This is a genomic window from Candidatus Diapherotrites archaeon, assembly GCA_016205145.1.
In the GTDB taxonomy this organism is placed as follows: Archaea; Iainarchaeota; Iainarchaeia; order Iainarchaeales; family JACQJH01; genus JACQJH01.
This window is the reverse complement of the sequence record JACQJH010000001.1, coordinates 551,063-575,763: the sequence shown is the minus strand read 5'-3', so window position 1 is coordinate 575,763 and position 24,701 is coordinate 551,063. Positions and strand designations below refer to the sequence as shown.

Sequence of the window (24,701 nt, the reverse complement as noted above, 5' to 3'; positions counted from 1 at the left end):
GAATGGTTGGAATGAAAATGAATCCCGTCATACATTTTGAAATGCCGGCAGAGGACAGGAAGCGCATGGCGGAATTTTACGCCAAAGCATTCGGCTGGAAAACCGAAATGCTGGGCGAGGACATGGGAAACTATGTCCTGGCAATGACAACCGATTCAGACAAGAACGGTCCCAAGAAACCGGGCGCAATCAACGGCGGCTTTTTCCCGAAAAACTCAAGCCCGCAAAAATACCCGTCGGTTGTCATAAGCGTTGACAACCTCGACGAGCACATCAAAACAGTCGAAAAGGCCGGCGGAAAAGTTTTGGGCGAGCCGATGGACATTCCAAACGTCGGAAGATTCGTGTCTTTTACGGACACAGAAGGCAACACTGCAGGCATGATGCAGATGCACAGGAAATGAAGGAAATGCAGAATGAAAACCAAAACCTGCAGCCGCGGCCACGAATTCCATGGAAAATGGCCGTGCCCTGCCGGCCGGGGTTATGCAAAAAAGGCGAACAAAACGCTTAAATACGCCCTTGCCGCTAACAAATACAAACCCATGAACCGGAAAGGCAAACTTCTGGCTTTGCTTGCGCTTGCATTCGCGCTTCTTCTTCTCGCCGGTTGCACTGAATCCCTGAAAAAGCAGGCCGAAGATGCCGCAAAGGATCTGCAGAAATCAGGCGAAAAGCCCGCAACGGAAAAAACCGCTGAAAAAAAAGTTTCAGGCGAAAAAAGCGCGGCCGGGAAAAAAACCGAAACCGGCAGCAGCGGAGAAGAACAAGGCAATATCGGCCCGACAAACGACAAAACAGCCGAAGAACTCCAGGCTGAAAAGTTCGACGAAAGCCACAAGGCAGTTGGCATTCCACTGGTTGAAGAGTCGTTCTCCGGAAATTCGGGAACAGTATTGCAATTCGCAAAGAACGGCTCGCTGTCAGGGCACAAGTTTTTGGGCAAGCCTTTAAGCCTTTCATCAACGCCCACCGAATTCCAGGTCATTGTCCTGGGCGAGCCCGGCAAAACCTATCAGGTTGAATTGTCGTCAGGCGCGGGCGCCTCGCTTGCCGGCGCAAAAAGCGTGACAACGGGAGCAAACGGCGTCGGCGAAACGACTTTCGGAATCTGCGGCTCCTCCAATTCCGCGGCCGCCTCGCCAAAACAAAGCGTTGCGGGAAATTCCCTGGCCGGAACAGCGTTCCTGCAGGCCGCTTCGAGAACAATCATTCCGGCCACGCCAGGCGACGGCATAACCGTCAACTCGGCAACGTACATTTTTGACAGGCCGACGATTCAGACTCTGCCGGTTTCAACCGAAAACCTGAAATGCGCATCCCTGTACCTGGGCGTTCCCATAAACGAAATCAGCGGCTCGACCGTAACGCTTATCGACCTTGGCATTCCCGCAACCGAAAAATACAAGGGCCTGCCGGTCTACTACAACGGCGAGTGCTCCGAAGACCAGCGGCAAAAAATCGACTGGGGCGAACTGTGCCTGAACTCGCGCAAAATGGCGGAGGACAACGCGGAAAACGTGCAATGCCCTTCCACCTGCCCGGAAAAGACGATTGTCACGAAAATCGAAAAGCCGCTTGAATACTGCGCGCGGCGCACAGATTCCCAATGGGGCAGCACAGTAGGCTACACTTTCAACTGCGTTGAAAAAACCTATGTCAAATGCCTGCCGCCGAAACCCGAACCGCCAAAAGAATGCGACATCACATCCGCAGGCAACTGGACCATCGGAGTTTCAGGCGACGGCACGGGCAAGGTTATAGTCGACCCAACCGGAGGAAAAACCTCGGATCCAACAGGAAAATGCTCGGAAGACTGGAGCTGCAACGAGTGGACTTCATGGCATAAAGGCATCTGCCAAAACGGGAAACGCAACGATTTCAGGTCAAGGGACTGCACCGATGCCAACGACTGCGGCACAAGCGCAAACAAGCCCGAGGACTTCGAATTCAAGGAAGTTTCCTGCACCGAACAAAGCGAGGACTGCACGGAAGACTGGCAGTGCGGAGAATGGAGCGTCAGCTGGGGCGCGTGCTCAAACGGAAACCAGACCGGCACTGCAACAAGAATCTGCCAGGACAACAATTTATGCGAAACCGAGGCAAACAAGCCCGCGACAACCGAGCCGAGAAGCCAGGCATGCGGAGACGCGGTTTCCTGCACTGAAAGCTGGACATGCGGCGAATTCGGCGCGTGGAGCAACTGGGGCGAATGCTCAAACAGCTCGCAGTCAAGGACGAGGACAAAAACCTGCACCGACGCGAATTCGTGCGGCACGACAAACAACAGGCCGGCCCTGACTGAAACCGGAACCCAAAGCTGCGTTTCAAAAGACTACCATTTGAAGGAAGCGTTCACAAGCGCGACAGGCAACGGCTCGCAGCCAATCGGCATTGGCGAAACCAACTTTTCGCTTAACTCAGGCGAGTCAAAGGTTTTCGTTCTGGACATGTCAAACAACGTTTCGTACACGCAAACCGTCATGCTGACCCAGACCGCTTCCGGCCAAGGCGTTGCGTTGAACGTTTCCAACCAGCAAAAATACGGCCCGCCGCAAGCAACGTACGTTGACGGCGCGCCCGGTTCAGGCGCGGTAACCATGACCGACACAACGAATACCGGTTCATTCGGCGACCAGCAGCAGATGGCGATAACCATCGGCCCGGCGCCCGAAAACCTGTCGGCACGCATAACGATTACCTCGCCATAAGCCGCCAAGCCATCCGGCAGCACCCAATCCGCCTTTTGAAACCGCCGGATGCCAAGAGATTACCCGCATAAGCCATAAGGCAGTCAAGGGAAACGCACTTGCAAAACCGGTTAAAAGCCTGAAAGCGGCAATCATTGCATGAACACCCAAAAGCGCGGCAAAATCTTATTTTCTTATTTTCCGCAAAACTTATTAAGCCGTGCCGGCACCATCTTATTGGAGGTGATGCCCTTGGCAGAAGTCGAAATGACCAAAATGAGTTCGCGCGGGCAGATAGTCATTCCCCAAAGTTTAAGGAATGAGATGCGCCTTTCCGAAGGCGAAGCCTTTGCCATAGCGAGAAGCGGCGATTCCCTTATCCTGAAGCGCATAAAAAAGCCTTCAAGGGAGGAAATCATTGCCGGCTGGCGCAAATTTAATGCGGAAGGCCAAAAGATCGTGAAAAAGCTCGGCATAAAGGAAAAGGACGTCGACAAAATAATCCATTATGCCAGAGGGCGGAAGCAATGAGGGTAGTTTTTGACACAAACGTCCTCGTGTCCGCTTCCTTCTGGGACGGCCCATCCAAAATGGCAACCGAATTTGCAACACACGGAGAAATAATTTCAATTACATCCGTTGAAATTCTGAACGAATATGAGGGGATACTGAAAAGGGATTTCAGGCAAAGCCCGGAAAGGGCGAAAGAGGGCGCAAAGTGGGTGCGCCGGTTTTCACTGGTTGTTTTTCCCACAAAACCGATTGACGCGGTAAAAGCCGACCCCGAAGACAACAAAATAATCGAGGCCGCCGTGGAAGGAAACGCCGATTTCATCGTTTCCGGCGACCGGCACCTCCTCAAATTCGAAAAATTCGGGAACATACAAATAATCGCGCCAAGAAAGCTGATTGAAATGCTCGAACAATAATTCACGGGAAACGCGCCTCCAAAACCGCCTTAAAGCCGGAAAACCCAAGTATGCCGGGCTTTGCGTTTTGCAAAAGCCTTTTAAATTAGCCCGCCTAAGTTTATGTTAGGTGGTCTAATGGGAAAAACGGTTACCATGAACATGCGGTCAAGCGATTATTCAAACAGGGTTTTGGGCGTGATAAAGGAAAAATACGGCCTCAAGGACAAGGGCCAGGCGCTCAGCAAGTTTGCCGAAATGTTCGGCGACGAATTCGTGGAAAGGGAGCCGAAAGAGGAGTTCGTCAAGGAAGTCATAGAATCATGCGAAAGGCACATCAAAAAATACGGTTTCAGGTCAATGACCGCCAAGGAACTTGACAGGCTATTCAGGGGCGATTAAACTTGGCGTTTTCTTTCGACTTTTCCGACGAGCTGAAAGCCGAAATCCCGGTCCTGGCGAAAAGGGACAAAAAACTCGCTGAAATGCTCAACAAAAAAGTCAGGGAAATAATCGCCTCAGACGAATATGCAATAGAACACTACAAAAACCTCAGGCACGGCCTGAGCGAATACAAGCGCGTCCACATAGGAAAGCACTTTGTCCTGCTGTTCAAAGTCTTCAAAAAAGAAAACTTCATACTCTTCGACAAATTCGCGCACCACGACCACGCATACAAGTGAATCCATGGAAAGGGTCCCAAAAACCGTTTAAATATGGAACGCGACAATGTTCTATCGGGACAAGGCATGTTCAAGCTGACCGCGGTTGTTGAAAAGGAAGACGACTTTTTCGTGGCGCACTGCATAGAATTGGGCGTCGTAAGCCAGGGCAAAACCGTTGAAAAGGCCTTGGCAAACCTCAAAGAGGCAACAGAACTGTACGTGAAGCACGCCGAACCGGAAGAACTGGCATTTTGCCAAAACAATACGCTTTAATATTGAATTAATGCCACATTAATATGAGAATAATATGCCTACCGCCATTGTAAAGCTTGACGACCGAGCCAACCGCGTAATCAACATTGTCAAGGCAAAGTATGGCCTGAACGACAAGAGCGAGGCAATCAACAAGCTGGCCGAAGAATACGACAAAGAAGTGCTTGAGCCAGAACTCAGGCCGGACTTCGTCGAAAGGATGAAAAAGGCAAAAAAAGAAAAAGCCGTGCGGGTTGAAAACATTGACGAATACTTTGAAAACCTGCGCAAAAGATGATTTTATTGCCATACAGCCTTGAAGTCCTTGAACACGTTGAAAGGGCATTTGAAAAAGCCGCGAAACGCGACCCGGAACAGGAAAAGGCAATCAAGAAAAAGCTTAGGCAAATACTCGAAAACCCATACAATTTCAAGCCGCTGAAAAAGCCAATGCACGGCCTGAGAAGAGTTCATGCCCATGGCCCGTTCGTTTTAATCTACTCAATCGACGAAAACCGGAAAACAGTCATAGTGGAAGACTACGACCATCACGACAGCATCTACAAAAAATAAACCGGCGGCAAAATCAAGGGAAACCTCCCCTGAAACCCTTTAAAAGCAGTTTTCCGCAAAACCCATCCTTATGGACTACATAATCGTGGACACTGAAACAATTCCCTGCGACAAGGAACAGTATTTGGGCGTTGAAAACGACTCCGAGCGCAAAAAACTGTTGAACCCCATCGACTCCAAGGTTGCCGCAATCGGCCTGAAGCACGGCGCCAAGACAACCATTCTCATGGATGAAAGCGAAAAAAGCATGCTTGAAGCGTTCTGGCAGGAAATCAGCGCTTTTAAAAAACTGCATCGCAACTTCAAAATAGTGGGCTTCAACCTCAAAAACTTCGATTTGCCGTTTCTCGTCACAAGAAGCTTTGTCAACAACGTTGCAATCGAACCCTTCACCTTGAAGGAAACAATCGACTTGCGCGAAAAGCTTTCAGCCTACAAATACGGCAACGTGCGCGGAACACTCAAAGAATTCGCGGCCTTTCTCGGCTTCCACGACTACGAAATGGACGGAAGCATGGTCGCAGAAGAATTCTGGGCCGGAAACCACGCCAAAATCAAAACATACTTGGAACACGACCTAATTGTGACAGAAAAAATCTATTTGCGCGCAAAAGAGCTGAAGATAACCGAGATAGACAGATGGTGAAGACGTATTGAAATCTAAAGGCACTAATCGAGATACGAATAAACCATAATTTTAGATACGAATATTTTTAAACTGTTACTACGACTACAGTATACGATTTTTATGGCTGGTTTCAGTTTGAAAGAAGTAAAAGAATTGTTTGTTGTTGACCGAGAATCATACAATGAAAAAAAACTGCCTGGGTTGGTAGACAGAGCACTACTGTTTGCGAAAGTCGATAAAAGTGGCTCAGTACTTTTAGAAAAAAACCCATTTACAAATTCAGACTATATCCGCTTGGTACTTGTCTGCCGCTTTTTAGCAAACAAATTGGACAAAACTATTGCCCCGATTGTCACAATCGAAGAACTGTCAGATTTTACACACATAAACAAAAAAATTATTGCGGCAAGAGTAAAAGAGTTAGTCGAACAGAAACAGGTAAAAAGAGAAAAAAAAGGAAAATATTCTATTTCCCCATTTCAAATCGAAGACATATTGGATTCACTTTATAGGAAACACAGTAAGAAGGAACAAAAATCAGAACCACGGGGCAGGTGAAAAATTGGAGGTTCAACAAATAACACACATCTTAGATAATCACGAGGAACGCATACGAAAACTAGAAGATCAATTGAACACCAGACCAACAAAGTCAAAGAAAATAATGTCCATAAAAGAATTTATTCTTTCAAAAAATGCAGTAGGCGATGTTCAAAAAGCATTAGTCATAGGATATTACCTAGAGAACTACACCGAATCAAATAATTTTAATTCAAAAGATATAGAAAATGGTTTTAGAGACGCCAAAGAAAAAGTGCCCAGCAACATAAACGCTACTTTAGACAAGAATGTTGAAAAAGGTCACATGATGCAAGCCAAAGAAAAAAAGGACGAACTAAAAACATGGACACTAACTAATAGCGGCGAAGGATTCGTTGAAAATGACATCGAAAAAAAATAATAAAATTCATTTGGAAATTCCCCCCGAAATGTCCGGATTAATTCAAAAATACCACAATAAGCTAATCGCAGATGACGTGTTATCCGATTCCGATGTTCTCCTACTGATTATTTATCTTATAGAAAATCAAAACAAAACCGCCGGGGTACAATATACTGACTGCAAAAATCTTTTTATGGATCTTGGACGCAGAGAAGATAATTTTAGAAAAATACTACACAAAGCAAAAAAAGATTCTTTTGTTAAAGAGGAAAATAGAAGTTTATATTTTCTAAGTAAAGGATTGAAAAAAATAAGAACAATATTGGGCCAAATTGGAAAATCGGCAGTTTATATAATAAAATCTGGGCAGAATTTTAGCGCCATAAAATTATTCGAAGAATTTTTATATTCAATAACAAACTCAAAGGATCCAGAAATTTTGGTATGTGATTCTTACGTGTCTCCTGAAACGCTTTTTCCATTTGCCACTATTAAAGGAAGAATCAAGATATTAAAAATTTTAACCTCCAACATATACGATTTAAGTAAATTTGAAAGTTATAAAGGAAAATTAGGTAAAGAATTAGGGATAAAGATCGAGGTCAAAATTAACCAAAAAATTCATGACAGATTTATTATTTGCGATGGCAAGTGCTGGACTATCGGAAGCAGCATTAAAGACTTGGGGAACAAAGATACAACTATAAAGGAAATAAGCGAAATTGCCACATCAATGACAAACTTATTTACTGAAAGATGGAACGAGCCCACACGATAAAACAAACTATTTTTTTCCAAACCCTTTTTGCCCCAGCGCCCATTGAAACAGTTTTGACGGGCTGAACTGGTTTTCGTCCAAGAACTTCTTTTCTTCCGGCGAGACTGAAATTGAGAGCCTTACTGCGCCGGTTTTCTTTTTTTCAGGCATAAACGGTCAAATTATGTAAATTATGCAAAGTATTTAAAGGATTTTGTAGAATAAACAATTACATAAATTGCATAAAATATGTAAAGTGGTTTTGTGGTGTTTTTCGTTTCCCAAATTTGGGCTTTTCAATGGGTTTTGGTTTGGATTCTCTTTCTCCTCGACGCGTACGGGCAAACGGAAAAAGCGGCAAGGTTCGGGGAACTGGCGTTGGCGTTTATGGTGGGGCAGACGATGATTTTTTTAATGGTTTAAAACATATTTAATTCAAAATGAGGGGAAATATGGTTCCGAAAACAAATATAAGAAAAAGAAACCTGAACAATCATCGTGACAAATTGATAAACGCAAATTCCATAATTCAGTTACAAAAAAATTTCCCCATAGATCAAATAGAGGCCGGACTAATAACCTTTTTTTTAGAAGCAAACAATATTCTAAAACCGAAAAACAAGTTAATTCTCGACATGCTAAAAAAAATAGATAGTGAAAACTATTCAAAACTAAAAAAACAGCTCCCATATGATGCCAACCAAATTACCCTGAAAAACATAGAACGCATATTCGAACTATTAATTGAAGCAAAAGATCGTAAATTAAATGGGGCGTTTTATACCCCTGAATTCATAATTAACTACATAAATAATCAGACGATTAAAAAACATAATTTGATCGTCTGCGATTGTTCTTGTGGTAGCGGTGCATTTTTGGTATTGGCAACAGAAAAATTAGCTAAATTAGGCAAGAAACCAATTATCGAGATAATTGAAAATAACATATTTGGAGTAGACATATTGGAAAGCAATGTAAATAGGACAAAAACAATATTGTCATTGTTAGCACTAGAAAATGGCGAAGACAAAGAAGAAATAATATTCAATATAAAACTGGGCGATAGCTTAGACCCTAATACTTTTAATTGGAAAAAGGAATTCCCAGAAGTATTTGATAAAAATGGCGGATTCGATACAATAATCGGGAATCCACCTTATGTTAGAATACAAAATTTACAAGAGAACGTGCGAAATAAAATAAGCAGTAACTGGGCCACTGCAAGTACTGGAAATGTCGACCTATTTATTCCATTTTTTGAGTTAGGCATCCAACTATTAAATAAAAATGGCTCATTAGGATACATTACCCCAAATAGCTACTTTGCATCGCTCGCGGGAAAACAACTAAGAAAGTTTTTACAAACAAAAAATTTAATCCGCCAGATAGTAAACTTTAACCATTTACAAATTTTCCAAGATGTTAGCACTTACACATCTATAACTATACTAAATAAAAAAAACAAAGAAAGTTTTGACTACGCCCTAATCGAAAACATAAATAAGTTTACAAAAGGCACATTTACTTTTTCACCAATTGTTACCAAGGCACTAAATCCAGAAAAATGGAACCTACTAATGCACGAAGACCAAATGAAAATAAAAAAAATAGAAGAAATAGGCGAACCACTTGGCAAAATTGCCAGGATTAGTGTTGGTATTGCAACCCTAAAAGATAATTTGTATTTATTAGATTCTTCAAAACTAGAAAAAGATTGTTACATAAAATATTCAAATGAAACAAAATATGTGATAGAAAAAGGCATAACTAAAGAAATTATCAAAGCCAGTATAGTTAAAAATGAACAGGACATAATCAAAAATAAAAGAAGAATAATTTTCCCATATCAAAAAATCGGAAAAAAGTATCGGGCATTACCAGAACATGAATTAGCAAAAATATTTCCAAATTGTTACAAATATTTTCTATCAATAAAAGACGAGCTTGCAAAAAGAGACAAAGGTAAAAATAACATTACCCCCTGGTATATATATGGGCGATCACAAGGCATTGACAATTCATTTGGGGAAAAAATAATTACGCCAAATATTGCAAATAGCCCAAATTACATTTTATGTACAAAAAAAGACGCTTTATTTTATGCAGGATATTCTATTTTTTATTCAGGCGATAAAGAAGTACTTATAAAAATCCTAAATTCCAGCATTATGGATTACTACATAAAAAAAACAAGCAAAGACTATCGCGGCGGCTACAAATCATTCGCAAAAACATTCATAAAAAATTTTGGCATACCGCGGCTTACTAATCATGACTTGGCATTCTTATCGGAAGAACAGAGCAAAGATAAAATAGACAACTATTTGGAAAATTTATATTTTAATTCTAAAAATAGTACAAAAAAACAAAATATGCAATTGACTATTGCTTGTTTTTAGAGACCACTATTTCGACAAACTCTTTCAAAATTTTATTAATATTTAGCAATTCAAGTTTTTCTTTAATATCCTTTTGATAAATTTTAAAATCAGAAAAATCAACTGAGATATTTCCTTTAATCGCCTCTTTTTTTGAATTAGATAGTGTTTGGAAGTCTATCGGGTGAATAATATCCCCGCTAACTTCATCCCCCGAAATTTTAATTATAGTAATTGCCAACTTAGAAGGAACTGCATCATTAGATTCGGCACTTGCCAACCTAAGATACTTATCTAAATTGTGTTCAGTAAGAATTTCATATTTGGTTACTACTCTATCTTTATTGTAATATGGAATTTTATCGCGCACTACAAAAACATGGCAAAAAGGGATTCCTTCTGATTGAACATTGAAACATTCGCCAATCAAGTTTTCAAAGTAATTATTAGAATTTTGTGAATAATTAGAGGCCACAAATTTAAAAGAAACTGCGCCCACAGGAACTGCTTTTCTAAAAATGGCCACATCAACAGTTTTTTCATAAAATTTGCCATTAATTTTCTTCTCTTTGCTTTTAGACGCATCATTATCCAAAGAATAGCACACAAAATCCTTTGGCAACAACTCTTGCAATCTATTCCTAATCCAACTATGTGGCGGTACGAGCTTAACATTACTCCTAGGGTGAGTAGTCAATAGTAGGACATAACTTTCTTTTAGCGAATCAAGCCAAGTAGCCATAAATACCAATCAAATATTAATAATCATCCAAATCTTTCACTTTGAACACATACCCGCAAGAACAATTTCCTTGAACAATATTAGAACTTAATTTTATTCTTTTTTCTGACCCCGCTCTACTGCCAGGAACAAAATAGGCATGAGGTGGGTTATAAACCCAAAGAACTTCAACTTTTTCGCCGCATTTGGGGCAAAAAAGGTTAATTTTCTGTTCAACCATTTTATAGTTTAAGTTGCCTTATTTTTAATAAAAGTATCTATGTTACCCTTTCCATCCACAATACCCGCATTCTTCGCTTGCTTTGGGTTCCTGACCTTGCAGTGTTTCCCGCGCTTTGGCAGTAGCTCACCCCGAAAATACTCCGCCTATGCAGTATACCACGGGTTTTTGTTTTTCCGGGCATTTTTGGCTTGGGCGCATTTGGGCTTGGGACTCCGCTTGTTTTTGGTTGCCGGGCTTGTTTGCGGGTTTTGGCGGTTTATATGCCCAACCAGGCATATGCCTGATGCGCAATATTTATAAGGTTGAATGTGTATTGAGTGCATATTAAACGTGTGCGGTTTGCACGTGGTTTTTGCGGGTGGTTTGCATGAATGTGAATCTTGGCGTTCCGTATGAGGCGATTGTCAACAAGGCAATTGAGAGGGGTTATGCCGGCAACCAGACGGAGGTCATCAGGCAGGCTTTGCTTGCCTATGAACGGCAGTTGGAAGAGGAAGAAGTCAGACTCGTCAGCAAGGGCATTGAATTGGAAATGCAGGAAATAAGGGATGGCGAGGCGAAGACGAAAAGCCTGGCCCAGATAAAGAAAAAATTCGGGCTGTGACTTTAATGGAAATCGTTTTTTCCGGGCAGGCCGAAAGGGAATTGGATGAGGCGGACGGCGGCCTGCGGGAATTTTTCATAAAGCATGCGGAAAAAATCGCTTCGGCGCCCATGAAAAGGCATTTGCATTACGGTTTGCCATTCTTTGCTGAAAACGTGACAAGGCAGGCGAGAATCGTTTACAATATCGAAAACGAGGTTTGCTATATACTGCATTGCTTCAAAACGCACAAAGAATACGAGCGATGGTACAAGTCATTCAAATGACAGTCACATTATCTTTATCTCAATCCTTTTGAATTTCGCGTTAACGGGTTTTTTGTTTTTCGCGTTTTAGTTCAATCCGAAAGGCTATTTGAGGGTTTTTTCGGCCACGCCTTTTCTGATTTGGCGGCCGATTCTGATGGCATCCTCTTCCGTTAGCCTGCTGTTCTTTGTAAGTTCGTCCAGTTTCCGAAGGGCTTTCAGCCTTTCAACGCGGTCTTCGAGAAAACGCCTTGTTTCCTCGGACCAGTTGACTTCCGGCATGGCCCTGATTTCTTTTTTCAGCTTTTCCGGAACCGAAAGCGTCAGCGTAGCATTAACCATGACACCACTTACACTAAATTTAGTGCAAATAGTGCTTTTAAGGGTTGCACCGGAAATATTCAGGCGGTTTCGGTCAGCGGCGACTTGTAGTTTATGGACTTGACCGTTATCGTGTCCTCTATCGGAGCCTCGTTTTCGAGGTTGATTATGAATGTCAGGTAAATGATTCCCGCTTTTTCCCTTATTTTGAGCCTGCCGGAAACCGCTTTTGCCAGCGCGTTTTTCGTTATTTTCCTGTTTGTCAGGTTTGTCAGAAATGAGGACGCGCCCTCAATTGACAACCCGACGATGTTTCCGTTTTTGTCGTATGAAATGTCAAGGTTGCCCCATTCTATGCCGGAAGATGACCTGTTTACTCTGTCGTAAAAGTAGAGGTAATCGTATTCGTCGTCGTATTTCATTTTGAACTTATTTGTTGATATATTTCTCAACGCCATTTGCCCCGGAAAAGGCTTTTTGCGGTTTTTGAAAGATTATTTCACGATTATTTCGATGCGCCTGAATTTCGGCGTCGGAATGGTTTTCTGCCCGTCCTTTTTGAGTTCGACCAGGCCGAGCTTTTTCAGTTGTTTCAAATCGCGGCTCACGGCTTCCTGCTTGCGTTTGATTTTTTTTGCGGTGTCGGAAACTGAGCAAGGCTTGTGGTTTTTCGGCAGGTCCATGAGCCATTTCAGCAAATCAAGCTTTTTAGGCGACAAAAGCTCGTGCAGTTGCTCGAAAGTGTCCAGATAAAGCACGTCCTTGGGCTGGTCGGTTGATTTTCCGGAGAAAAAATCGTCCAAATCCTTTTCCTCATTGCCGCCGATGATTATGGTGAAGGGCTCCTCCTCTTTCGGCTTTTCTATGGCTTGGGATTTTTGCATGACAGACATATAGTATAACCCGAATGTTATTAAAGGCTTGTTTCAGGGCGCTTTTTTAGATACCAGCCCTTATACTTTTGCCAGTTTTCCGCAATGTCTTTTCTGCAAATCTTGAGTGTTTCGGGCGAAATTTTCATGCCGATTGTTTCCTTGTGTTCCGCAAACTTGCAGTATCGGTGAACATGGCATTTTCCGTGCGCGGCGTCGAATTTTATCACTTCGTGCGTTTTACCGCGCATTTCCAGCAGTTGAATTGCACAAAAACGGACAAGTTCTTTTGCTTCGGTGTCAAAATCGAAACTGTAGAAAATGGCATCTTTCTCAGAAAGCGCCCTGCGTTTGAAGAGTGTTTCAACCGGCATGACAAATGGCGTGAAGAAAGCCTTTTTATCCTGCCTGAAGAATTCGTCAATTGACTGACTTATGAGAATCTAATCTCGATCGACTTGAACGGCGCGCTCAGCAGGACCTGCCTGCCCTTTTTGGTTTTTTTGATCAGGCCGTGCCTGGCGAGGCCGGAAACGTCCCTGCTTATGGCTTCCTGTTTGCGGTTCAGTCGCTTTGCTGTTTCGCCGACGGTCAGGTTGCCAAATTCGCCTTTGCTGAAACGGCAAAGCATGTCAAGCTTCTGCGGGGAAAGCACTCTTCGAACCTCATCAAAGGTTTTGACGTAAACTCTTTGTGTGCCAAACTCTTTTTTGTCCGGATTTTTCATGAATTTGCGCAGGTCCTGACCCATGTCCCCGCCCACGACGATTACGAGTTTTTTCATATTTTCCAAGGAAACCACAATAAAATATAACCTATTAGGTTATATAAATTTATCTAAATAAACGGGTGATTCTCAACGAATTTTGCCCGGTAAAACACCCATTTTTCCCTTAACATTCCGGCAAGCGCGTCAACGGTTTCAATGCTTTTTTCCCCGTTCAGATGCCGTTTCTCAGGCGGGTTTTTGAAATAATAATGGGCATTCACAGGTTCGTGCGGGCCGGCGTCAAATTTTGCCACTTCAATGAATTTCCCGCCAAGTTCGGCAACGTAAACGAGTGCAAACCCGACCAGCTCAACGGAATCCTGTTCGTAGACAAGCCTCACAAAAAGCGTGTCAGTTTCACTCAGGCATTCCACCCAATCAACTTCATGGCCCCGCTTAACCATAAAACAAAAGCGAAAGACAAGCGCTTTTATGCTTTCACAAAACTTCGTCGATTGCCATTTCAGGCATTTTACCGGTTGTTTGCCCGGCGTATCACAATGGTGATGCGAATTGGTTCCGAACCAGCCGTCCGAGCGAAGCGAGCCTGCGCTGCAGGGGTTGCACCCCTTGCAAACCCCCGAAAGCTTTAACGGAATACTCGGCATATTGCACAGCAATATGCCTTGGTTTCGGCACGCGCGGTCGAAAACGCGCCCGGACGTGGCGGCGAGCCGGACGGAAGCGGCTTCGCCATCAGGCGCAGGCCATGCCCTGCATGGCGCCCAGACCAGCCGGCTGTGGCGGCTTCGCCCACTGCCGGGATTCGAACCCGGATCCTGGCCTCGCTTCCACCTTGACAATTGCGAGCGTTAGCGAGCCAGCGCTATGCGACTGAAAGGAGCATAGTGCCTCGCATCACGCCGCCGAAACGGCGTCCGGAGGGCCAGATGCTGTCCATTACACCACAGGGGCATTTGCCGGATAAATCTGGTGAAGAAAGGTTTTTTTGGGTTGGCATCATCCCGTGATTGTCACGAGCGCGCAGGTCCGGATGACGACGTGCGATTGCGACCCGGTTTCCATTCCAACGTATCTTGCCGCGCACAAATTCGCTTTAACCTGCCCGCCCCCGGCAAGGGCGTTTTCGGCAATGCGCACTGAAAGCCTTTTCGACGAGCCGCCTTTGAGCAGAAAAGAATTGGAGTCCATGAGGAAAAGGCCTGCTTCTTCCGGCAGGCTTGCCTGCAGCGAATAGTATCCCGAATATTTTCCGATGTTTGAAACCACCACATTGAAGTCTTCTCCGGGCCGCGAGTCAATGTAAGCCGGGCTGATGTTGACGGTTATCTGTTTCGGGTCGATGTTTTCAATGAATGCGCCATTGTTGGAATCGTTCGCATCAATGCGCGGAACGAATGGTTTCCACTCCGATGCGGCAGGATTTTTTTCCGGGCCGCCGGGCGGGCCGCTTTGCGCGGGGGCAAAAATCACGAAAAAAACCGGGACGAGAAAAAGCGCGAAAGCCAAAACCACTGCAGGCGCGCTGGCACGGATTTTTTCGCCGAAAAACTTTCGCATGACAAAAACCTGGATAAAAGGGATTTTATTTGTTCGCGAACCCGGAAAAAAAATATGAAAAAATCCGGTTTAAAAAGCCCGCAACAGAATGCCAAAAAACGTGCCAAAAAATGCATTTTGGGCAAAAAATCAGACATATGAAATGGGTATCATAGGTTATTCCTTGCATAAAATATTTATATGAAATAGTGCAATATCTCACTGTCACAAAAATTCTTCACGAACAACAGTGAGCACATGCCTATTGACTCTCTTTCGCTTGTATTGTCCGGAATCACGGTATTTGTCGGAATTCTCGCGGTAATCGCGGTCTTCAAGCTTGACAGGTTTTTCAGGGAAGGCATCGAGCGCGAGGTCGGCCTGCTTTTCGCGGTTTTTGTTTCGCTCATGGTCGTTTCACAGGTTGTCGGCATTGCCGTTGATTTTTTCGGCCTTCCGCAGATCATCGGGAGTTTCAAGTACGTTTTCAGCATAGTTTCTTTCCTTATAATAATCCTCGCGGCATACGAGATTTTTGAAATAGAGACTTTGTTCGGCAAGAGGCAGAAAAGAAAATGACGTCGCAAAAAAGGTTTCTGGCGGCGGCCATTGCGGTTTTCCTCATCGCTTTTATTGCGGCATATGCGTTTGCGGGAACAGTGAACGTGAGCGGGACGATTTCAAACAGCGCGCCCACGATTTCAAGCGTTTTCATTGTCAACGAAACCGATGGCACGTGCGACGGCGGCGATTATCCTGCAAGCGGCACGAGCATTGCCGCATTCACTCCCGGCACGGACGCGCTGTGCGTTACGGTCACTGTTTCCGATCCGAACGGCAACGACACGATTTCATTGTCCCTGAGCGACACGAACATTCTCATCTGGTCGGATTCCAACAGCGCGACTGAAGCGCAGGCAAATTCCGCACACGGCTGGGACAGGCACAAGATAACCACGTTTGAGGACTGCACGACAGCCGCGGCCAAGTCCACTATGTCGGCCGGCGACACCAAGTTTTGCGGCGAGCTTCCGCCGGATTCCGATTCCACTTCCGACAGCGGCATCAGCGTGAAGGACATCAACGGCGCAGGATGGGATGTCAAGGCAAATATCTCGGACGTCAACTACGGCAGGGCAAATTCAAGTCTTGCCAACTCGGTAACGGTTGAAACCACCACGGGCATTTCCCTGGACCAGAGTTCCTGCACTTTCACTGCAAGCCCGGACGCGAACGTCGCAATGGACTGTTCCGGTTCGCCGCAGGAAAAAATAACCATAACCCATACCGGCAATGTCGAGGAAAAAGTGTATGCGTACATGAGCACAACGTTTTCAACCCCGGATGTCATTGACGGCAGGCACGTTTACTGGAAGGCTGCCCAGATCGGAACGCCTTCGACGACTGACATCAATGCGAACTCGACGTCGATAACGAACACGAACTGCGTTTCCCAGATTTTGAGCAACTGGGGCAGGGGCACCCAATCGACAAGCGCGACCGCGGCACAGAGCACGTACTGGTACATGGCGGTTCCGGCTGTCAGCCCCGGCGATTACAGCGGGGGCGTCATAACCCTGACAGCTTATGCCCAGGGCACTGCGTGCTCTTGAAACAATTTTTGAGGCGAATGAATGATTTGGACGCCAAGGCTGGCTTTTCTGGTTTTTTCCATTGTTCTTGTTTTTTCCTGCGCGCAGGCCCTGACAATTTCCCCGTCCAGCGCATCGGTTGACAATATCAACAATGTCCTGACGGTTTCAGCGATAAACAACACTGCAAAGGACGTGCAGGTTTCGTTTGATGCCTCGGGGTTCGCGGGCGGCGCAATCGCGTCCTCTGATTCCGAGGTTATTCCCGCGAATTCGACTGCTGAATTCATGGTGGCGTTTTATGACGGCATTTACAAGACCGCCAATGTCTGCATTGCCGAATCCGGAAAGGGCACGGAAAAGATGGGTGCCGCAATCAGGGTGTGCGCCAGCGTCAAGGTGAACACGACCGAAAGCGGTTTGCCTGCCAAGGAATCGGTGAATGGAACGAAGGGAAGCGTTTTTTTCAATTCACAGCTCAGGATGGCTTCAGCCGTGTTCGAAGGCCTTTCGCACAGGGTTTCGTCGCTCAAGGAAATGCAGCTTTTGGCGGAATACTCGAAAGCGAAGCCAGAGATAAGCGGCCTGAGGACAAGGCTGCTGTCGATCAATGACAACATTGGTTCCGAAAACTACCAGCTGGCGGAAGCGCTTCTGGAAGAATTCTTTGCAAAAGCCAGGGAAACCGGAAACGGCCTTCCTGCAGTGTCAGTGCTCGGGCAGAAGACGACTGAATATTTTTCCATTGTCGAAGGCCAGAGGATAATGGATGATGCGCATGCCGGCCAGATTGAATCTGTGCTTGGAATGGCCGGCCTGACCGACCGCAAAAAAATCGCAACGGTCCTGGAATTGCGCAACAGGGTTTCCGTTACGCGCAACTTCGAGTCCATATACGTAAGGGACATTGCGGGCGGCAAATCCTACTACCAGACGAACGTTAAGATTTTCCTGCAGAACAACGCCGGAAGCCAGCTGAAAAACATTGTCCTGCTGGAATACATTCCGGAACAGCTTGTGCCGAGCCTTTCGAACACGACCTCGGATTACGGTTTCAACCTCATAAGCGAAAGCCCGGCGGTTTTCGAGCTTTATGCGGGGGACCTTGAACCGGACGTAGTCAAGGAGATAAGCTACAAGATAAGCAACAGGGTTTCGGTTGAAAAAGCGGGCCTTTTCATGGTTCCCGTCGTTCTCAATTACGGCGTAAGGCAGTTGCAGCTCAGCCAGTCCGAGGAAATAGTCAGGGAATTCAGGAATCTTGTCGAAAAGAAGGACCTTGAACTGGAGGCGCAGGCGGCAAGGCTTGAAGCCGAAAAAAGCGCGCGCGCCAGCTATTGGCCGTATCTTGTCGCGGTGCTCGTGGTCATTCTTCTGATTGCATTGGGGGCAACCTACCGTGAAGTCGGCAAGGTGCACGCACAGATGCGCAGGCTTGAAGGGCCGCATCACAAGAGATAAGCCGCCCGCGTTTACCCACGTTTATATTCTAAAAGTGATTAGTATATCCTGAAGGCGATGTTGGAAAAAAATTTTTTTGCGGCCGCGGCCTTGATGCTGATTTTCATAAGCTACGCCGCGGCGTCCACGATAACCGTTTCGGGGGTTGTCCTCAACGATGCCCCGGGCATTTCCGGCCTGTACGTGGCCAAAGCGGATTCCAACTGCACCGCATCCGATTTTGCCTCCGAAGCAATTTCAACAACGGGTTTTGTTCCGGGAACGGATTACCTGTGCCTTAGGGTCGAGGCAAGGGATTCAAGCGGAAACAGGACTATTTCGCTTTCAGACAGCAATTTCGTGGTTGCCGTCGCGGACAGGATTTCCGAGGACAACAATTCCAATTCGTGGGATTACATCCGGATTTCCACGGATTCCGTCGGCTTTGCCGACTGTTCAACCGGCGCATCAAAAACCACTATGGCGAATTCCGACGAATCGTTTTGCGCTCAGATTTCCCCCGGCTCGGTTTCAATCAGCCTTTCATCGATAAGCAAGTGCGCGTGGAGCGTTAAGGCCGTTGTCCAGGACACCAATGCAGGGAATGCGCCGGCCACGCAAACCGTTTCAAACGCGGTTGCATTCTCCACGTCGATTGCAAACTGCGCTTCGGCTTCCACGCCCGCGGCAACGGTGTCGCAGGCCGGCGGCGGAACCGTGTCGCCGCCTGGTTCCGGGGGATTGCCGCCGGCCAAGCCCGTGGAACGCAAGCCGCAGGCAGCGGTTTCCCTGGAGTTTCCGGCCATCGAATCCGATCAGACGCAGAAAATAACGATTTCAGTGTCAGACGAAAACGTTTCCGTTTCAGGGGTTTCGGTTTTCATGATTTTTCCGGACGGGCACGTGGAAAAATTGCCGGTTTCGGAATGGGAATTTGAATTCAAGCCCTCCGGACCGGGCGCTTACACTGTTCTGATAAAGTATGTGGAAATAACTACAAAGGCCTCTTTCACTGTGACGCCCGCCCCGGCAATCGTGAAACGGAGCGTGCGTGTGCCTGGAACGGGCATCGCGGTGTCGGTTCCGGTTACAAGGGAAATCGGGAAAAAACTGGACACGGAAGACTTTTCCCTGCTCTGGGTTTCAGGCCTCGCAGTGTTCATGATAATTTTCTACAGGAGCAGGGGGGTTTTCGCGCTTAAACGCAGGCCCCTGCTGAATAAGGCGCTGTCAATACCGCAAAAAACGGCGTTCGCGTTTTTTTTCGCGTTCATTGCAGTCATGGCCGGGCTCCTGCTGGCCCAGCCCGCCGGCGTCCTTGTTTCATTGCTTGAGGTTTTCGGAGTGGCGCCAAGGCTTTGGAAAGCCGGGGGCAAAAAATAAAAATTGGTGGACCGGCAACGCGGAAGAATTGCTTTGCCGCAACAGATTTTTATATGAAAAAACATTAATCTTGTGAACGGTTTTCCGGTGGAAACAGTGGAAAAATTTGCGATAGCATTGCTGTTTTTGTCAAGCGCGTTCCTCGCCGGCGGGGCGATTTATGTTTCACATCCTTTTCCGCTTGTCGCTGATTCATGGGACCATGTGGCGATAATCAACGGCATGGTTGCCGGAAAATCCCTTGCCGCGCAGGAACCATATTACGTGCATTCGGAGGAACAGGCATTGTTTGAGAACCCCGAATTCGGGTTCCATGCCCTCATGGCATTGCTTGTCATTTTCACGGGCCTGGACGCATTCGCCCTGTCGCTGATTTTTCCCACAATAGTTACTTTCATCGCCATGCTTTCGACGTTCATTTTGGTAAGGCATTTCCTCAGGAGCCCTGCCGCGGGAATTTTCTCGGCGCTGGCGGTGCTTGCCATGAAGCCCACGGCTTTCCTGCTCGGCTTCCGGTATTTTGCGCCGATGGGATTGGGCCTTGCAATGGTGCCGCTTCTGATTTACCTGTTTTTCAGGTCCGCGGAATCCAAAAAATTCCTGCTGGCGTTTTTCACGGTTCTTGCCGGCGGAACCGCGATTTATCCCGTTTACAGCCTGCTTCTGGCGCCGCTTTTCGCGTTTTATTTTCTCATTGACATAAGGGCATTCCTGAGGCACAAGATTTTTTTCGTCCTCGCGCTTGCGGTGGTGCCGGCGCTTTTCTACGCGTACACGGATTTCCTGAGCAATGGCACGGGACAGGCCGATGAAATGGTGAAATCGTTCTTTTTCGAGCCGTATTCCGTGTCGGAAAAAAACCTCAACATTTTTTCGGGGGTGAGCCCGCTTATCATGATTTTTTCGGTGGTTGGACTGGCCGGCCTGGCGTTCATGCGCAAGCCCGCCGATGAAATAGTGCCGCTTGTGGTTGAGGCGTTTTTTTTGAGCGCGCTGTTCGTGCTTTTCACCACCAACGGCTATTCTTTTCTTGCGCCGGCGGCAAGGCTTTTCAGCCTGTTCTCCCTTTTTGCATCGCTGTTCGCGGGCTTCGGGTTTTATTTCATCATGGAAAGGTTTTTTTCAGGAAAGCATTCGGGAACGTTTTTCGCGGTTGCCGCGCTGTTGCTTTTGGCGGTGCCCGCATCAGGGCTTGTGTCGGAGCAAGGCGAAGCACGGGATTCGGGCGCCAGGGCATTTGATTCCGGCGCGCAAAAGCATGCCATTGAATGGCTCAAAGCCAATGGTTCGGGCGGCGCGGTTCTCGCATTTCCCGAAAGCGGGCGCGCTATCAACGTCCTGACGGGCCTTAAAGTGTCACCCGTGCCTGCCGCGAGAATGGGAACCCCTGACAAGGAAATGCTCACTGAAACAACGGATGCCATCGATTCCGGGGATTGTAAAAAAATTTTTTCGTCAATGGAAAAGTATGCTGTCTCGCAAATTTTCAGGGACGGGCACCAGGGAAAGGAATTCCGGTGGAAGCTGTCATGCCACGGAATGGACAAGGCATATTCGCTTAAAGGAATTGCCAACAGGATAGAAATCTATGTCAAATGACAGGCTTGCACCGGCACTGAAAACCGCGCTTCTGTTCGCGTTCACGGCTTTTCTTGCCCTGGTTTTTTTGTTTCCGGCAACGAATGCCGACGAATGCTGTTTTTATCCGACGTGCACTGATGACCCGTGCCCGGGGGACGCGACCTGCTGCAATGCATTTGACTGCGGCGGCTACCAGAACCTTGCAACGTGCCTGCCAATCCTCACGCCGTGCACGCCCTATGATACATGCAGCGACCCCACCGTCGGGCTTTGCGGCGGCTATCCGATAGTTTTGCCGTGCACGACGGGCAAGGACAACGACGGCGACGGCGAAGACGACCAGATGTACGCGGATATCAACATAGTGAGGCCGGAGCAGAACCAGGTGATTTTCGACAAGAACATTACCTTCGAGGGAACGCCGTTTTATTGTTCCACTGACGGAAATGTCATCAATTCGTCAGACGACGCCGCCTGCTCCACAAACCCTGGTTATGACCTGAATGTTTTCATCCAGCGCAGCGGCCAGTCACTCGAGGCCGCCCCGGAATTCAATTCAAGGAAGACGCCTTATCCATGCAGGCTGCAGCCATCCGGCGAAAACACTGAAAGGCCTCTTGCCGGCTGGGGGGCGCCGATTTACTGCGAGTACGACGAAAACGTCCTGCTTGACCGGACATCCGACTACAACATTGTCGTCCGTGCCTACCAGCTTAACAGCGCCGGCGCAGAACTTGCCATCATCGGTCAGGATGACCGGAATTTCGCGTACGTGGACAACAAGAGCCCGTCGGTTTCCGCACTCTATCTTACAAAATCCTCGTCGGCGTGCACGTCAACCGAGTTTGCCACGTCCGCAACAAGCGTCAGCGGCTTCACTCCGGGAACCGATTACCTGTGCCTGAAGGCAACGGTTTTCGACTGGGGTGGAAATCCGAGCATCGACCTCGCAAATTCCAGGATGCTGTTGTGGAGCAATGCGTTCACTTTGAATGACGCGGATTCCGGCAATGCCTGGGACCGGCACAGGACAACGTCGTTTTTCGACTGCTCGACAGGCAATTCAAAAACCTCGATGGCCCTGGCGGATGAAAACATCTGCGGCCAGATTCCGCCGGACCCGGATCTTACAAGCGATTCCGGCATAAGCGTAAAGGACGTGAACGGAAACTACGGCATCGGCATGATTGCCCAGGACTACACCGGCAACAGCGCAAACACCCAGTCTGCAAATGCAGTTGCAATGAACACTACAATAGGCATTTCATTGGACCGGAGTTCGTGCACTTTCGAAGCCGATGCCGACACGAACATTGCCCTTAGCTGCGGTGGTTCGCCTGCGGAACGCATAATCGTAACGCATACCGGAAACATTGAGGAGAAAGTGTACGCGTACATGAGCACGACTTTCTCAAGCCCTGATTTTCTTGAAGGGGACAGCATTTACTGGAAAGCAAGCCAGATTGGAACGCCTTCGACGACCGACATCAATGCGAACTCGACGTCGATAACGAACACGAACTGCGTTTCCCGGATTTTGAATAATTGGGGCCGGGGAACAGTGTCGACAAGCACGGCCGCGGCACAGGACACGTACTGGTACATGGCAATCCCCAAAATCGAATCAGGAACCTATTCCGGCGGCGTGATAACCATGACAGCTTATGCACAGGCGACGGCGTGCAGCTAACCTGCTTAAAGGCAATGGGCTTCAAGCCGCCCCCGCTTTTGAAAGCTCTATCAATATTGGCATGTCGCTGATGGCAATGTCAACCGCGATTCCATTGCTCAGCCGTGTGTAATATAAGGGCGTTCTTTCGCCGGTTTCAATGTTGATCTGCGTCGGCGCAAGATAGTCAGGAGAACCGAGTTCAACAGTCGCCTTTATGGGCCGCACCGGCATTATTCCGCGCGCCTTTTCACAGCCGTAAAAATACCATGCCGCAAGGTAAAGCCTGTCTTCCACGGAAAACAGGTGCACTTCAAGATTTTCGGGTTTTCCCGCGGCCACTGAGGCATTCACGGGCGCGGCGTTCTTGAGCAGGCTTATGATTGTCGCGGCGGCACGATAGGATTCCTTCGGCCGGCCATCCCGGCCAAGCAGGCCGTAAAAGTTGTCCTCGCCGTCCTTTGAATCGGAGTCCGCGGAATCATACCAGAAAACCTTTTCAATCGGAAGCGAGAGCGTAAAAAGCATTACCCTTGCCAGCATTTTTGCCTGGCTTTCCTCATCCAGGGCGAAAACCCGGCCGTTTTCCTTTGTCTGATAGCCGACCTCGGTTATCCAATAGCCAATGCGCTTGTCCGTGCGGGCCTCGACGGTTTCCCTCAGTTTTGTGAAATCGCCAAGGTATTCCTCGATGGGGCAAGCCGACCTGTACGGGTGGAATGCCACAACGTCTGCGTAGTCCGCTATGCCCTCGCCGAAAAGCGCGCCAATGAAATTGGCGTCCGCGCCCACGGTTCCGCCGACGATTATTTTGGCATCAGGTTCCACTGATTTTATGCGCGCCGACGCCGCCTTGAATATGGCGGCATACCTTTTCGGGTTCGGCGGCTCGTTGAACCATGGCTCCCAGAACCTGCCGAGGTTTTCCTCGTTCCAGATTTCATAGTATCCGAAACGGTATTTTGCGGCGACAAAGCCGGCAAAATCTGCAAACGATTGCGGGTTGAACGATTCCGCGGCCCACCATGCGGTGCCATATGAAAGTACGGGGAGAACGTGCATGCCGAAATCCCTTGCATTGGAAATATACCGGTCAATTTTTTCCGGCACCAGCTTTTTTCCCTTTGCCTGCTCGATTTCCTGCCAGGGCATGTCATCCCTTACCCAGCCGAAGCCGGCCTTGCTCAAGGCGCCAAGCGTGGCCGAAGAAATGTGGTTGTTCACGCCGTACCGGCTTTCAAGATTGGACTCGTCGAGGTTCTTCGGCAGGCTTTTTCCCCCGATGCTTTCCGGTTTGACGGTTATTTTTTCGCGTTCCCCGATTGCAATGGACTCAATTCTGGCGCATCTGCCTTCCCTGAAAAAAAGCCTGAACTGGAATAGCCTGCCTTCTCCGGGAACCGCGGACGCAGCCGAAACGCCGTCGAAAAGGTTTTCCGACCAGGCCGACCACGCAATCGCATTGCCGTCAAAATCGCCTGTCCGGACCGAAACCGAAAAATCCGGCGAACCTGAAAAAGACCATCCGATGTTCCCGAAATCCGTTTCCTTTCCCGCATCCAGAACCCTGGAATAGAAAACCGCGGGCGCACCGCATTTTCCGGAATTGCCGGGCACCTGGAACAAGCCGCGTTCGTCTTCGCCCACGTTGCTGCCTGCGGCGCGGCCGAAGCCCGAGCCGGCCGCGAAGGCCACGGGGAAAACGGTTTCCGCTATGGTTGCACACTTCCTGACGCATTCATCGTCCAATGCGCAGGTCTCGCTGGCGCACAGGCCGACATTTGACCAGCCGGGCGCCGAGGCAATCGCCTTGGCTGCGGGTGCACCGGTTGCCTGTTGCGCATTGCTTTTGCCCGCAATGGGATAGAGGACAAGCGCCAAGGCAAAAAGCGCGGCAAGGCACAGCAATGCAAACAGAAGCCTGCGCCCGAATAATTCCTGCATGCAATTAAACAGCATGTCGGGG

At 47.6% G+C, this 24,701-nt stretch carries 33 protein-coding genes and 1 tRNA gene; 22 read left to right on the top strand and 12 right to left on the bottom strand.

Translation table 11 applies throughout. From position 1 onward, the window contains the following. Positions 1-17: 17 nt before the first annotated feature. The 13 genes from HY394_02955 (at position 18) to HY394_02895 (ending at position 7,437) form a co-directional block, all read left to right on the top strand. Positions 18-404, top strand: a complete 387-nt coding sequence (locus HY394_02955) for a VOC family protein (protein ID MBI4052972.1) — start codon at positions 18-20, stop codon at positions 402-404. Between the two features lie 141 nt (positions 405-545). Then, entirely contained in the window at positions 546-2,711 is a 2,166-nt protein-coding gene (locus HY394_02950) for a hypothetical protein (protein ID MBI4052971.1), read from the top strand. 231 nt (positions 2,712-2,942) lie between these two features. Next, the gene (locus HY394_02945) at positions 2,943-3,221 is read left to right on the top strand and encodes an AbrB/MazE/SpoVT family DNA-binding domain-containing protein (GenBank protein ID MBI4052970.1); all 279 of its coding nucleotides are present in this window, start codon (positions 2,943-2,945) and stop codon (positions 3,219-3,221) included. Beyond that, on the top strand, positions 3,218-3,619 hold the full coding sequence (locus HY394_02940) for a putative toxin-antitoxin system toxin component, PIN family (protein MBI4052969.1): 402 nt from the start codon (positions 3,218-3,220) through the stop codon (positions 3,617-3,619). The genes HY394_02945 and HY394_02940 overlap by 4 nt, the downstream gene beginning before the upstream one ends. 117 nt (positions 3,620-3,736) lie before the next feature. Next, entirely contained in the window at positions 3,737-4,000 is a 264-nt protein-coding gene (locus HY394_02935; GenBank protein MBI4052968.1) for a DUF2683 family protein, read from the top strand. A gap of 32 nt (positions 4,001-4,032) precedes the next feature. Beyond that, positions 4,033-4,281 carry an addiction module toxin RelE gene (locus tag HY394_02930; GenBank protein ID MBI4052967.1) on the top strand — a complete coding sequence of 83 codons (249 nt, stop codon included), beginning with the start codon at positions 4,033-4,035 and terminating at the stop codon, positions 4,279-4,281. A gap of 66 nt (positions 4,282-4,347) precedes the next feature. Beyond that, complete coding sequence (locus tag HY394_02925; GenBank protein MBI4052966.1) at positions 4,348-4,536, top strand: type II toxin-antitoxin system HicB family antitoxin; 189 nt, start codon at positions 4,348-4,350, stop codon at positions 4,534-4,536. 34 nt (positions 4,537-4,570) lie between these two features. After that, positions 4,571-4,813, top strand: a complete 243-nt coding sequence (locus tag HY394_02920; GenBank protein MBI4052965.1) for a DUF2683 family protein — start codon at positions 4,571-4,573, stop codon at positions 4,811-4,813. Further along, entirely contained in the window at positions 4,810-5,088 is a 279-nt protein-coding gene (locus tag HY394_02915) for a type II toxin-antitoxin system RelE/ParE family toxin (GenBank protein ID MBI4052964.1), read from the top strand. The genes HY394_02920 and HY394_02915 overlap by 4 nt, the downstream gene beginning before the upstream one ends. A 70-nt stretch (positions 5,089-5,158) precedes the next feature. Continuing rightward, on the top strand, positions 5,159-5,734 hold the full coding sequence (locus tag HY394_02910) for a ribonuclease H-like domain-containing protein (GenBank protein MBI4052963.1): 576 nt from the start codon (positions 5,159-5,161) through the stop codon (positions 5,732-5,734). A gap of 102 nt (positions 5,735-5,836) precedes the next feature. After that, positions 5,837-6,274: a hypothetical protein gene (locus tag HY394_02905; GenBank protein ID MBI4052962.1), complete on the top strand. Its 438-nt coding sequence runs from the start codon at positions 5,837-5,839 to the stop codon at positions 6,272-6,274. A gap of 4 nt (positions 6,275-6,278) precedes the next feature. Continuing rightward, on the top strand, positions 6,279-6,677 hold the full coding sequence (locus HY394_02900; protein MBI4052961.1) for a hypothetical protein: 399 nt from the start codon (positions 6,279-6,281) through the stop codon (positions 6,675-6,677). A 28-nt stretch (positions 6,678-6,705) separates the two neighbouring features. After that, a complete protein-coding gene (locus HY394_02895) occupies positions 6,706-7,437 on the top strand; it encodes a hypothetical protein (protein MBI4052960.1) in 732 nt (243 codons plus the stop codon). Between the two features lie 6 nt (positions 7,438-7,443). Here the strand turns inward: HY394_02895 and HY394_02890 are convergent, their stop codons facing one another. Further along, positions 7,444-7,587 carry a hypothetical protein gene (locus HY394_02890; GenBank protein ID MBI4052959.1) on the bottom strand — a complete coding sequence of 48 codons (144 nt, stop codon included), beginning with the start codon at positions 7,585-7,587 and terminating at the stop codon, positions 7,444-7,446. A 281-nt stretch (positions 7,588-7,868) separates the two neighbouring features. Between HY394_02890 and HY394_02885 the strand changes: the two genes are divergently transcribed. Further along, positions 7,869-9,815: an N-6 DNA methylase gene (locus tag HY394_02885; GenBank protein MBI4052958.1), complete on the top strand. Its 1,947-nt coding sequence runs from the start codon at positions 7,869-7,871 to the stop codon at positions 9,813-9,815. Here HY394_02885 and HY394_02880 read toward each other — a convergent pair. Continuing rightward, positions 9,799-10,536: a hypothetical protein gene (locus HY394_02880; protein MBI4052957.1), complete on the bottom strand. Its 738-nt coding sequence runs from the start codon at positions 10,534-10,536 to the stop codon at positions 9,799-9,801. The genes HY394_02885 and HY394_02880 overlap by 17 nt on opposite strands. 16 nt (positions 10,537-10,552) lie before the next feature. Then, positions 10,553-10,756, bottom strand: coding sequence for a hypothetical protein (locus HY394_02875; GenBank protein ID MBI4052956.1), 204 nt, complete (start codon positions 10,754-10,756; stop codon positions 10,553-10,555). 370 nt (positions 10,757-11,126) lie between these two features. Here HY394_02875 and HY394_02870 point away from each other — a divergent pair, with 370 nt between their 5' ends. Beyond that, a complete protein-coding gene (locus tag HY394_02870) occupies positions 11,127-11,363 on the top strand; it encodes a hypothetical protein (protein MBI4052955.1) in 237 nt (78 codons plus the stop codon). Positions 11,364-11,368: 5 nt separating this feature from the next. Beyond that, positions 11,369-11,629 carry a hypothetical protein gene (locus tag HY394_02865; GenBank protein ID MBI4052954.1) on the top strand — a complete coding sequence of 87 codons (261 nt, stop codon included), beginning with the start codon at positions 11,369-11,371 and terminating at the stop codon, positions 11,627-11,629. Between the two features lie 84 nt (positions 11,630-11,713). Here the strand turns inward: HY394_02865 and HY394_02860 are convergent, their stop codons facing one another. The 8 genes from HY394_02860 to HY394_02825 form a co-directional block, all read right to left on the bottom strand. After that, positions 11,714-11,950 carry a hypothetical protein gene (locus HY394_02860; GenBank protein MBI4052953.1) on the bottom strand — a complete coding sequence of 79 codons (237 nt, stop codon included), beginning with the start codon at positions 11,948-11,950 and terminating at the stop codon, positions 11,714-11,716. A 59-nt stretch (positions 11,951-12,009) separates the two neighbouring features. Next, on the bottom strand, positions 12,010-12,351 hold the full coding sequence (locus tag HY394_02855; GenBank protein MBI4052952.1) for a DUF2283 domain-containing protein: 342 nt from the start codon (positions 12,349-12,351) through the stop codon (positions 12,010-12,012). A gap of 72 nt (positions 12,352-12,423) precedes the next feature. Further along, positions 12,424-12,813 (bottom strand): ArsR family transcriptional regulator, encoded by a 390-nt coding sequence (locus HY394_02850; protein MBI4052951.1) that lies wholly within the window; start codon positions 12,811-12,813, stop codon positions 12,424-12,426. A 29-nt stretch (positions 12,814-12,842) separates the two neighbouring features. Continuing rightward, positions 12,843-13,175, bottom strand: coding sequence for a hypothetical protein (locus HY394_02845; protein MBI4052950.1), 333 nt, complete (start codon positions 13,173-13,175; stop codon positions 12,843-12,845). Between the two features lie 59 nt (positions 13,176-13,234). Beyond that, the gene (locus HY394_02840) at positions 13,235-13,585 is read right to left on the bottom strand and encodes a hypothetical protein (GenBank protein ID MBI4052949.1); all 351 of its coding nucleotides are present in this window, start codon (positions 13,583-13,585) and stop codon (positions 13,235-13,237) included. A gap of 53 nt (positions 13,586-13,638) precedes the next feature. Then, on the bottom strand, positions 13,639-13,974 hold the full coding sequence (locus HY394_02835) for a hypothetical protein (GenBank protein ID MBI4052948.1): 336 nt from the start codon (positions 13,972-13,974) through the stop codon (positions 13,639-13,641). A gap of 346 nt (positions 13,975-14,320) precedes the next feature. After that, positions 14,321-14,485, bottom strand: a tRNA-Arg gene (locus tag HY394_02830). A 45-nt stretch (positions 14,486-14,530) separates the two neighbouring features. Then, positions 14,531-15,091, bottom strand: coding sequence for a hypothetical protein (locus tag HY394_02825; GenBank protein ID MBI4052947.1), 561 nt, complete (start codon positions 15,089-15,091; stop codon positions 14,531-14,533). 237 nt (positions 15,092-15,328) lie between these two features. Between HY394_02825 and HY394_02820 the strand changes: the two genes are divergently transcribed. From HY394_02820 to HY394_02795, 6 genes are all read left to right on the top strand, one after another. Next, positions 15,329-15,649, top strand: coding sequence for a hypothetical protein (locus HY394_02820; protein MBI4052946.1), 321 nt, complete (start codon positions 15,329-15,331; stop codon positions 15,647-15,649). Beyond that, positions 15,646-16,683, top strand: a complete 1,038-nt coding sequence (locus HY394_02815) for a hypothetical protein (protein MBI4052945.1) — start codon at positions 15,646-15,648, stop codon at positions 16,681-16,683. Before HY394_02820 ends, HY394_02815 begins: the two co-directional genes overlap by 4 nt. Before the next feature lie 21 nt (positions 16,684-16,704). Next, the gene (locus tag HY394_02810) at positions 16,705-18,123 is read left to right on the top strand and encodes a hypothetical protein (protein MBI4052944.1); all 1,419 of its coding nucleotides are present in this window, start codon (positions 16,705-16,707) and stop codon (positions 18,121-18,123) included. 93 nt (positions 18,124-18,216) lie between these two features. Further along, positions 18,217-19,485: a hypothetical protein gene (locus tag HY394_02805; protein ID MBI4052943.1), complete on the top strand. Its 1,269-nt coding sequence runs from the start codon at positions 18,217-18,219 to the stop codon at positions 19,483-19,485. 96 nt (positions 19,486-19,581) lie between these two features. Further along, a complete protein-coding gene (locus HY394_02800; GenBank protein MBI4052942.1) occupies positions 19,582-21,084 on the top strand; it encodes a hypothetical protein in 1,503 nt (500 codons plus the stop codon). Next, positions 21,074-22,756, top strand: a complete 1,683-nt coding sequence (locus tag HY394_02795; GenBank protein ID MBI4052941.1) for a hypothetical protein — start codon at positions 21,074-21,076, stop codon at positions 22,754-22,756. The genes HY394_02800 and HY394_02795 overlap by 11 nt, the downstream gene beginning before the upstream one ends. Before the next feature lie 21 nt (positions 22,757-22,777). On the opposite strand, the gene HY394_02790 is transcribed toward HY394_02795, so the two are convergent. Next, entirely contained in the window at positions 22,778-24,679 is a 1,902-nt protein-coding gene (locus HY394_02790) for a hypothetical protein (GenBank protein MBI4052940.1), read from the bottom strand. Between the last annotated feature and the right edge of the window lie 22 nt (positions 24,680-24,701).